The organism is Acidobacteriota bacterium (assembly GCA_033549365.1).
Taxonomy (GTDB): domain Bacteria; phylum Acidobacteriota; class Aminicenantia; order Aminicenantales; family Saccharicenantaceae; genus JAWSUF01.
The window spans coordinates 1-9,261 of record JAWSUF010000027.1 but is presented as its reverse complement, the minus strand read 5'-3'; the positions used below and the strand labels follow the sequence as shown (position 1 = coordinate 9,261).

Annotated in this window: 12 protein-coding genes; 6 read left to right on the top strand and 6 right to left on the bottom strand. The window is 58.7% G+C overall.

The window, feature by feature from the left end; translation table 11 throughout:
• Positions 1-185 (top strand): hypothetical protein (locus SCM96_15565; protein MDW7762044.1); only part of this gene is annotated, 185 nt, incomplete at its 5' end.
• A gap of 26 nt (positions 186-211) precedes the next feature.
• Here SCM96_15565 and SCM96_15560 read toward each other — a convergent pair.
• The gene (locus SCM96_15560) at positions 212-793 is read right to left on the bottom strand and encodes a GNAT family N-acetyltransferase (protein MDW7762043.1); all 582 of its coding nucleotides are present in this window, start codon (positions 791-793) and stop codon (positions 212-214) included.
• Between the two features lie 127 nt (positions 794-920).
• Here SCM96_15560 and SCM96_15555 point away from each other — a divergent pair, with 127 nt between their 5' ends.
• A complete protein-coding gene (locus SCM96_15555; GenBank protein ID MDW7762042.1) occupies positions 921-1,229 on the top strand; it encodes a hypothetical protein in 309 nt (102 codons plus the stop codon).
• 24 nt (positions 1,230-1,253) lie between these two features.
• The gene (locus tag SCM96_15550; GenBank protein ID MDW7762041.1) at positions 1,254-2,051 is read left to right on the top strand and encodes a hypothetical protein; all 798 of its coding nucleotides are present in this window, start codon (positions 1,254-1,256) and stop codon (positions 2,049-2,051) included.
• Positions 2,052-2,075: 24 nt separating this feature from the next.
• Here the strand turns inward: SCM96_15550 and SCM96_15545 are convergent, their stop codons facing one another.
• The 5 genes from SCM96_15545 to SCM96_15525 all read right to left on the bottom strand — a co-directional run bounded on the left by SCM96_15545 (position 2,076) and on the right by SCM96_15525 (position 5,539).
• The gene (locus SCM96_15545) at positions 2,076-2,516 is read right to left on the bottom strand and encodes a hypothetical protein (GenBank protein ID MDW7762040.1); all 441 of its coding nucleotides are present in this window, start codon (positions 2,514-2,516) and stop codon (positions 2,076-2,078) included.
• Positions 2,517-2,590: 74 nt separating this feature from the next.
• Complete coding sequence (locus tag SCM96_15540; protein ID MDW7762039.1) at positions 2,591-3,808, bottom strand: hypothetical protein; 1,218 nt, start codon at positions 3,806-3,808, stop codon at positions 2,591-2,593.
• Positions 3,805-4,206: a hypothetical protein gene (locus tag SCM96_15535; GenBank protein ID MDW7762038.1), complete on the bottom strand. Its 402-nt coding sequence runs from the start codon at positions 4,204-4,206 to the stop codon at positions 3,805-3,807. Before SCM96_15535 ends, SCM96_15540 begins: the two co-directional genes overlap by 4 nt.
• Entirely contained in the window at positions 4,206-5,114 is a 909-nt protein-coding gene (locus tag SCM96_15530; protein ID MDW7762037.1) for an ImmA/IrrE family metallo-endopeptidase, read from the bottom strand. Before SCM96_15530 ends, SCM96_15535 begins: the two co-directional genes overlap by 1 nt.
• The gene (locus tag SCM96_15525; GenBank protein ID MDW7762036.1) at positions 5,111-5,539 is read right to left on the bottom strand and encodes a helix-turn-helix transcriptional regulator; all 429 of its coding nucleotides are present in this window, start codon (positions 5,537-5,539) and stop codon (positions 5,111-5,113) included. Before SCM96_15525 ends, SCM96_15530 begins: the two co-directional genes overlap by 4 nt.
• Before the next feature lie 148 nt (positions 5,540-5,687).
• Between SCM96_15525 and SCM96_15520 the strand changes: the two genes are divergently transcribed.
• From SCM96_15520 to SCM96_15510, 3 genes are all read left to right on the top strand, one after another.
• Positions 5,688-7,223, top strand: coding sequence for a DEAD/DEAH box helicase family protein (locus SCM96_15520; protein MDW7762035.1), 1,536 nt, complete (start codon positions 5,688-5,690; stop codon positions 7,221-7,223).
• 1 nt (position 7,224) lies between these two features.
• The gene (locus SCM96_15515) at positions 7,225-8,280 is read left to right on the top strand and encodes a hypothetical protein (GenBank protein MDW7762034.1); all 1,056 of its coding nucleotides are present in this window, start codon (positions 7,225-7,227) and stop codon (positions 8,278-8,280) included.
• A 551-nt stretch (positions 8,281-8,831) separates the two neighbouring features.
• Positions 8,832-9,261: IS21 family transposase (locus SCM96_15510; protein MDW7762033.1), on the top strand; the 430-nt coding region annotated here is incomplete at its 3' end.

Genomic DNA, 9,261 nt, shown 5'->3' with positions numbered 1-9,261 from the left:
TTTACACCTTGTGTCTCTCATCTCCAACTACAGGTGGATCGATGCCATCACGTAACTTTGAAACAAGCTCTAAAAATGGGTTTTCCATTTATCAGAAAAGTACTACGGATAATCCAGGCTGTCCGGAGGAGATAAAAATCAAGAAACTCATCGATTCGACAATCTTAGAAAACAAAAAACTATAGCGAAGAGGGTCGGGAAATCTCAAGCGCTAAATCAAAGAATAATTTTTATATCTCGTTCGATCATCTTTAAGAATCCCGTAGATTTCGGCATCTTCGAATACGCCCCATTTGAGGGTATAGCCGCGAAGGCGGCCCTCATGCCGCATGCCGAGCTTCTCCAGGACGCGGCCGGAGGCCGGGTTGCGTGTCATGTGCCTGGCTTGAATGCGATGGAGTCCGAGTACGGAGAAGCCGAAGTCGATGACGGCCCGCGCCGCCTCGGTCGCGTATCCCCTGTTCCAGTAATCCCGGCCGATCCAGTAACCCAGTTCGCCGCGGCGATGCTCCATGGCCAACATCAGGCCGACGGCGCCGACAAGCTCAGGCATGTCCTTGAGCAGGATCGCATACGTGCATTCTTCGAGGTTCCGGAATCTCTCGGCGTGCGTCGCAATCCATGATTCCGCCATCCCGTCCTCGTAAGGATGAGGAATCCGTTCCGTAGTGTCGGCAACGGCCCGATCCCCGGCCAGCCGCTGAACGTCCGCGGCATCGGACAAGGCGAAGGGGCGCAAAAGCAATCGCTCCGTTTTCAATATCGGTTGGGCGGGCTTTCTCATGTCAAACATATTAACATATCTTTTTTTTACAATACTTCTGCCAAGCGTTTTGCCATAGAGCCGACACGATCTTGACGCGATTTTCACGGGGTGATAATCTCACGGCATCAAACTCCTGCGAAAGGAATCAGGCGACATGATGGCTCCTGAACCGCATCTCTCGGCGCTTCTCGAAGTGATTTACCGGGCCTGTCTCCGGGCTCGTTTTCTCGGCGATCGAAGGGAAGAGATGTCTCGAGAGCTTCAGGAATCCGCCTTGTCGGAGATTCGTGATCTCATGGAGGCCGTCCACAACATTCCGCTTCATCTCACGCGACATGAAGATTGGGACGAAGATCATTTTCGCATGTTTCTCGATCATTATGATGAGAACTGGGGCGCCGTTTCGGGAATCAGCCTGCGTGCCGTTTATGAAGATGCTCTGGCCGCTCCGAAGGGGCGTTGAAACAAGTCGCTTAAGCTGCAAATCATGAAAATCGGCGGGAGAGTCGGCTTCGATCGAATCGAGGACCTGGAGAAGAATTTCCGGAACATCGATTTTCCGATCGAGCTGGCCCTGCCCTGGCGCTATACGGAGTTGTGGCTGCCCATGGCCGATTCGCTGGCTGGTGTTATTTCTTTTTTAATGGCCTCAACTATCCGCATTCTTTCCATTCACGCGACGCAGGGCAATATATCGGATGAGGCCTTCCTGTTTTGGGGCAGGCAGACCGTGGAACTCGCCAGGGAACTGGGTGTTCAGGACATCACCATTCATCCGGGAAATTGCAGGAGCCGCCGAGAGGCATCTCAACAGCAGGCCCTCCGGAACATCCGAAGAATTGAGCGGGAGACGGGGGCCGAAGGGATCTTTTCCGTGGAAACGTTCGGAGGAAAAAACCGGGTGCTGAAGCCCGAAGAGATCATCTCTTTCGGCCTGCCCATGACCCTGGATACGGCGCATCTTCATGATCGCAATGAGATCATGGAGATTGTGGACGGGTACCGCCACAACATCAAAACCGTTCATCTCTCCACCGTGGGAGAAGGCGAGCATCATTTGCCCGTCGATGCGTTTTGTCTTTCCGTCGTGGACCGGTTGCGGGATCTCAACTGGGAAGGCAACGTCATTCTCGAATACCTGCCCTGGTTCCACTTCAGGGTCAGGGCGGACGTCCGTGCTCTTTCAGCCTGGGTGGAGCGGGGCATTCCCGTCGAGCTTATCCCCCCCGATGACCGGTTCCGCGGCGACCCGGCCCGCTGGGGCTATGGCGAAGACGGGCGCTGAATTTCTCTTGGGCGAAAAGACACTCTATCGTTCCGGCCGGACAAGGTAATGGCGGGCTCCATAGACCACGTGGGCGAAATCGAAGAAGATGCTGTATTCCATATCGGTCAGTTCTTTCGCCTTTGAGGGCATGTACCCAAGTTCGGGATGATTGACAGGTATGCCGTTGATCAGAACCCGGCCGGTTTGACAGGCGCGAAAGAATTTCTTTTCGTTGTCGACAATGCCGGATTGGCAGAAAAACGACACGATATAGAGTTCCGATGTGGCGGTCCACACCGGTCGGCAATTGAGAGCAGCTGCGGCGCGGGCGACAAGCTTCTCCTTTTGATCGGGACCCGGGTCAAAAGGAAAATCCCGCCCGCTGAAAAGGGGCCCTTCAGGACCGCCGATTCGGGCATTTGACAACCACGCCAATATTTGCGCCGGTTCTCCGGGAAGCTCGAAATCCGATTTTGTCTTCACTTTATTCTTCACAGCTTACGGCTCGTCGACCAGCTTTTTCAAATTGACAAGCCGATTCAGAAGCCCCTGAATGCTCATGCTTCATGCTCCTTCATCAAGGGGATCCAGGCCGTAAGGTCGATTATCTGGGGAACGGGCGGTGCGCCACGCGAGAGACTCCGGAGTTCCGCGTTGAAGATTTTGGGATGGTGGGCTTTGAAATAAACCAGCTTCAACGCCAAATCGACGTGCGCCGCAGCCGACACCTTGACAAAGAGATGTCCGGCCGATCCGTCCAGAACATCGAAAAGAGCCTCCAGGGCCGGTTGCGGAAAACCTTGGTTTCGCCCTTTCCTGATAAACCGTTTTTTCCATAAGTCCGTGTCCCGCCGCATTCCCAAATCGCGGCGGAGGCGGTTCGCCTCCATCGGGGTTAATGAGGCGATTTCCCGGGCGATCCGCATCGTCTGTTCCTGAAAAAGAAGGAGGCCGCGGGAGTCGGCCAGGATGTCCCGCAGAGGAGGGATCGTCTTGAAAAGCCCGTTGAGCGGCCGCCGCCTTTGGAAAAAGGCATCCGTCATCTTCCCGAAAGGAGGCTGTCTGAAGCTTATGGCAAAAAGGCAAATCAGATCATCCGCCGTTTTTATTTTCGCCGCCCGGATCAACTTGGCCATGTGCGGGCCTTCAAAGTGCGGGATTCCCCTTCGGGTGCCCTTCTGAAACACCGGAAGCAGCGATTTGATCGGTCCGGGCTGCGCCATCCCCTTCGGGGAAATTCCGGTTCGTCGCTCCAGGGAATCCAGAAGAACCTGGCCCTGATAATCGACGGCCCACCATTGTCTTGCATCCTCATCGGCGTTGAGCTCCATGGCAGCCCTCATGGCTTTAACCATCTGCGGCGCCGGTATGCTGGGTAAGCGGCTGCGCATAAAATCCCTGAGCGCGACCCAATCCTCGGCCTTCAGGGCGATATGAAAGTTGAGAAGGCTCTGGGTCTTTTCGTAAAGCAGGCGTTCGAAAATGAAGCCGTGGCGAACCGGCTCCAATGGCGCCAGGCCGAGAAGATAGGCGGCCAGGCTGGACGACTCCGCTCCCAACCCTCCCGAAAACGGAATGCGGCGTTCGCTCCGGAATCGGTGGATATCGCTGACGAACAAAAGAAACGGAGCCAGCCCCCATTGACGGATGCGCTGCAGCTCAAGTTTCAGTCGATGATCGAGAAGGTCGCGATAATTCGGCAGGCGTTTATCCGGCGGAATGCCCGCCAGAGCGCGGCGGCAGAGCCGGGCGAGGTTTTTGGAGAAATCGGTCATTCATCCATAAGGTTGGTCAGCGATTCCCAACCCGTGCCCTTGCAGCGGGAACACGCTTTCAGCCGAGTTTTTCCCTTCCCGTCACACCGAGAACACGGGAAATACAGCTCGCTGATCTTCCATTCACCGTCGACTCTCGTCAGCGTATATCTGACTTTATAGGCGGGTGTTCTTTCCAGCCAGGTTTGGATGTCGACGCGGTCCTCTCCAATCGCAGTTTTCCGAAACATCTGCTTGTCTTCGGTTTTAGGATAATCGGGTTTATGGAAAAGAAAATCCCGGGCTTGGCTGCCCGACAGGATGAACTTGCCCAGGCGTTCTTCCTTTCGCCGGGGCTCGTCTTCCTCGAAGCGTTCCCTTTGCTCCAGAAAAGCCGAAACGACGTCTTCAGGCTCCATCACCGTCCTCCCGAATGGGTTTCTTCTTCAAAGACGGCGCACACAGGCGGTGGGCAATCCGTCCGCCTTTTGCCGTAAATCGGAAAGGCCGAGACGCACAGGCGCGCCCGGATCGGCCCGAGTTCGAAGTCTTCCGTGCCGAAGATTTCCTTTTGTCCCAGGGAGGATCGGTATATCGCGGACGATGCAGGAACGGATTTCCGGGCCGGAAAAAGGAACGGGAATCCGCCTGATTTGAAAAGCCGCCGGACGCGGTAACATCCGCTCTCCGGCCTCATGTCTCCCCGGCCGTGCCCCCCGCTTCGAGGCGCGGGCGGCACGAACTCGAAAAACCCGATGGCCGTCTCCGCCTCCCGGGTTTCGACGATCCGGAGGGCCGCGGCTTCCAGGCTGACGGCAAACCTCCCGGCGATCTCGGGGACCGCCGCCGCACCGAGCCCGCACTGCATCAGTTCCTCACCGAACCAGGGTTGCGGCATGAGGAGTTCGGCGGCCCCGGCGTCGCAGCACTTTTCGAGCGCCGCGGAAGCCGGATCGCTCTCATAGGCTTTGCGGTCGAGCGTTCTCAGGAAATAGCGCGCTCCCGACGGATCGTCGAACCAACTGTGGGCGATCTCATGCGCCAGGCTGAACCGCCGCCGCCCCGTCGATCGGACGCGGGCGTTGATGATGATGCGCCGCCGGCCCGGAAGGGGAACGAAGACGGCGTCCCAGTCCTGAGGCGTGGATTCGTAGTGAACCGGGATGCCCAGCACCGCCGCATAAAGACCGGGGTCGAAGGGAGGCGGGATCCAGTCGGGATGCGCGGCGCGGGTCTTTTCGATGAGGGCCCGGGCGTTCCGGACCACGGCCTCCCCGGCCGCGGCCGGGTTTTGGGCCGGAAAGTCGATGGTGCCGATCGCCGTCATTTCGGCTTTTTCTCCGCATAGACGAGCCGTTTGACGAGCTCGTACAGAAGGGACCAGTCATCGGCGGTTCGAGGCCGGCGTCCCCGGTACACGATGGGTTTCAGCCATTCGATGTCTTCCGGGGGCACGGGCGTTCCGGCGCTCGCCTCTTTCTCCAGGAACGCTTTGAATCCCGGGGGCTCCTGCGCCGAGGCGCCGGATTCGGCCCTGGGTTCGCCGATGAGCCTGGAGACGGGGACGTCCAGCCCGCGGGCGATTTTCTGGAGAATATCGATGGACGGATTGTCCTTGGCTTCCTTTTCGAGTTCCCAGATATAGCCTCTGCCGACACCGGACGCCTTTTCCAGCTCGAAGAGACTCATCCCCCGTTCTTCACGGAGGGCGCGGAGGAGTTCCCCCAGGGAGGGCTCGTTTTTAGGTTTCACCGGTTGTTAACCTCCAAGATTCCCCTATTATGCATGTTCTCCGTAAAAATACAAGACGTTCTCCAGAAATAACAAAAAAAGCTTGACAAACCGTTTTCGTGGGCATACATTAGTTCGCTGTAGAGAACATTTTGTCGGGAGCCGTTTCATGAGCTTTTCCAACGCCGCGATTGAGATTCGGCTGGGCAACGTCGAATCCCGGATCATCGGGCCTTACCCGAACGCCGCCCTGGACGCCGTTTTGAATGGGAGCCTCGGAGGCCACATCCCCCTCGTCTATGATGGGGTTCGCGGCGTGTTTCTGACGGGAGCCCTGCCTGCCGTCAAAAGAACGTTCAGGGAGGAAGGCTGCCGCTTCCGGATCCGCGACCTGAGATCATCCCCGCGCCCGGACCTGTCGTGGACATTGCGCCATGTTGAGCTCAGGGATTACCAGCGGGAAGTCGTCTCCGAGGCCGTCCGCAGGGGGCGCGGCCTCATCGATGTGGGCACGGGCGGCGGGAAAACGCTTCTTGCGGCGGCCGTTGCGGCCCGCCTGGGCCTTCCCACGCTGTGGCTGGTTACGACGCGGGTTCTCCTCGATCAGACCCGGCGATGTCTTGCGGATCTCTTCGGGTTCGAGCCCGGCGTCGTCGGCTGCGGCATCCGCCGCCCGGAACGCCTGACCGTGGCCTTGATCCAGAGCCTCGACAAGGACGGGGCGGATCTCGATCCTTGGCGGCACGGCACCCTCGTCTTTGACGAAGGGCATCACGCCGCGGCGGGGTCCTATCAGGATCTCATCCGGCGTCTGGAACCGCGCTACCAGTATTTCCTGTCGGCCGTCCCGTTCCGGACGGGCTCCGACCAGGCCGTTTTGGACGCCCTGGCCGGAATGCCTCTGACCGGAGGGAAATACTCGGCGGGTTTTCTCATCGAAAACGGCTACGCCTGCCCGATCGATGTCCGGATCGAGTTCTGTCGAATGGCCGGAAACATGGCCGAGAAGCCGTTCTCGGCGATCTACCGGGAGGGTATCGTCGAAAACGAGGAGAGAAACGGCCGGATCATCGCCCTTGGCGCAGAAAAGATGGCGGAGGGCTTTTCGACCCTGGTCTTGATCGACCGGATCGAACATGGATCGATTCTTCAGGCCGGTCTCGGATCTTCCTGCGGATTCGCCCACGGCGGCGTCTCCGGGCTGAAGCTTCGGAGCCTCACGGAGGATTTTGCCTGCGGACGGCTCAAGGGCCTGGTCGCAACGTCCGGTCTGTTCCAGGAAGGCGTCAGCATTTCGGGGATTCATGTTCTGGTCGCCGCAGGCGGCATGAAGTCCAGGGCCCGCGTCATTCAGACGATCGGGCGGGGGATGCGCAAAGCCCCGGGCAAGAAGGCCTGCCTCTATGTCGATTTCTGGGACGACGACGGCGCGGGCGTCCTGAGGCGCCATTCGCGGCAGCGGCTGCATGTCCTGAAGGAGATGGGATTCAACGTTGTGCCTCCGGCGAACTCCAACCTTTCGGGCGATGGATCGGACATCCCGCCGATGTGGACGCATGCGCCCGGCTCCCGGAGGTTTTTGAAAATTGACGGGCGGGGTCGCGTCATCGAGGAAAAGGATTGTTACCGGCCGTCCCTGGTGCCCGAGAAAATCTGCCGGACCTGCGAATTGGTTCATCAATGCAAAAAACAACAAGGAGGATAACATGGCTCGAAGACCCGGACTCAAGACGGTGCCCGTCGAAAGAGCGCGATCGATTCTGTTGCAGGAGAGGGGGCAAACACAGGACGTCTATCTCCCCCTGCGTCCGCCCGAGGTCCGCCTGAATGTCGGCGATTCGCTGGCCCCGGCGCCGGACCGCTACTTCATGACGGCCCGTGTCGAAGGCGCCGACGTCGATCTCAAATTCACGCCGACGTCGTTCCGGCAGCTCTGTTCGATCGCTTCCATTCCCGCACAGATCCCGGCCAAGGCCCCGGCCGCGCTTGGGCTGAACCTGCTGCGATCCATGCTGGAAATGTCGGAGGCGGGCGAGGGGGCGCTTTTTCTGTTGCGGTTGCGTTTGGCCAAGAGGCCGGTTTTGAGGGCGATTCTGCCCCGGAGTTTTGTCCGCATCGACGATGTCCAGGTAGCCGATGCCCTGGAATGCGTGTCCGAGGGGAGGAATGTCCGGATCGCATCGATGAGCGTGGATGAAGACACGTGGTTTGCCCGCATCCTGCTCGGCGACAGCGTCAATTTCGGAAGCGCCGCCATGCCCGACTCCATCATGGCGGGGATGGATCTGATTACGAGCGAGACGGGGTTGCGACCCATGGAGATTCGTCATGTGCTTTTCCGGGTGATCTGCGCCAACGGCATCACCCAGCCGGTGGAAAAGGAACCCGGCTGGAGAAACCGATACACGGGGGTAGAAAGGACCGTTCTCGAAGGCCGTCTGACCGACGCTCTGGATCGGGCGCTCATGAGCGGCGGGGTCATGGCCGGTCGCCTTTCGGAAAGCCGGGCCGGGCATGTCGAGGACGCGGGAGAGGAAATCGCCCGCATCTTCAGGGATTACCGGCTCGGAAATCCCCGGGGCCGGATCGGCGCGTGGATCGCGCAGGAGGTCATGAAGGAGACCACGCTTTTCGGTGTCAGCCGCTGGACGATCTGCCAGGCCTTCACGGCCGTGGCCCGCGGCCTCGATCATGCACGCAGGATGCAGTTCGAGGATGCGATGGGGAGTTATTTGGTGCGGGGGGAGCCGGGGAATTCTTGACAATCGGCCAGCTCAAAGTGGAACTGGAATGGCTAAAAAAACCTCAAAAGCTCCTGTCGAGCTGAAGAGGGACGGTCGTGTCAAGATTCGTTCGCAATTTCGGGGCTATCATAACTCCCATCAGTTAGCCGCTTGAGCCATCAGCCCATGAAGCCGGTCTAAAGATCCCAGAACCTTGTCCTCTCGGACAAAGCTATGATCGCTCTCTCAGCCCTACGCGAATTCGATGAAGTGTGGATTCTTTGTGATAAAGGGAAAAGGGACAGAATGATCAAACGGAAATGGGCAGAAAAATCGTCAAAAATACCCATAAAAATCGCGGGGCAAGACCCTGTAGGATATCCTGCAGGGAGGAGACATGCTCCGAATGAATCAAATTGATCAGATCAAGGAACTTCAACGACAAGGGTTGGGGTCGCAGGAGATCGCCGGTCGGCTCAACCTCAACCGGAAAACCGTGACCAAGTACATGAAGGTCGAAGACTTCAACGGCGGCCTCCCGGGAAAACGGGCCTTGGCGTCGAAACTGGACCCCTGGAAGCCGAAGATCGATGAGTGGCTGGCCGAGGGTCCAGCGGTACCTGAAGGAGAAGAAACGGGAGCGGGGAGCCGAGCCGGGGTACCTGGAGCTCGTCTGGCCGGCTGGGGTCGCCCAGGCGGACTTCGGGGAAGCCGATGTTGTCGAGGGCGGCGTCAAACGACAGATCAAGTACCTGTGTCTGAGCTTCCCCCACAGTAACGGAGGTTTTTTCCAGACGTTCGGTGGGGAGACGGCCGAGTGCGTCTGCCGGGGGCTCGGGGACATCTTCCATCACATCGGCGGGGTGCCAAGGCAGATCGTCTTCGATAATGCCGGCGGAGTGGGACGCCGGGTCCGGGACAAGGTCAGCCTGGCCGAGTTGTTCCTGCGGTTCAAGTGTCACTACGGCTTTTCGGTGAGCTTCTGCAATCCGGATGCGGGCCACGAGAAGGGGCATGTCG

Coding starts and splice junctions, on each gene's coding strand:
- SCM96_15560 (MDW7762043.1), bottom strand. CDS start 793: ATGTTTGACATGAGAAAGCCCGCCCAACCGATATTGAAAACGGAGCGA.
- SCM96_15555 (MDW7762042.1), top strand. CDS start 921: ATGATGGCTCCTGAACCGCATCTCTCGGCGCTTCTCGAAGTGATTTAC.
- SCM96_15550 (MDW7762041.1), top strand. CDS start 1,254: ATGAAAATCGGCGGGAGAGTCGGCTTCGATCGAATCGAGGACCTGGAG.
- SCM96_15540 (MDW7762039.1), bottom strand. CDS start 3,808: ATGACCGATTTCTCCAAAAACCTCGCCCGGCTCTGCCGCCGCGCTCTG.
- SCM96_15535 (MDW7762038.1), bottom strand. CDS start 4,206: ATGGAGCCTGAAGACGTCGTTTCGGCTTTTCTGGAGCAAAGGGAACGC.
- SCM96_15530 (MDW7762037.1), bottom strand. CDS start 5,114: ATGACGGCGATCGGCACCATCGACTTTCCGGCCCAAAACCCGGCCGCG.
- SCM96_15520 (MDW7762035.1), top strand. CDS start 5,688: ATGAGCTTTTCCAACGCCGCGATTGAGATTCGGCTGGGCAACGTCGAA.
- SCM96_15515 (MDW7762034.1), top strand. CDS start 7,225: ATGGCTCGAAGACCCGGACTCAAGACGGTGCCCGTCGAAAGAGCGCGA.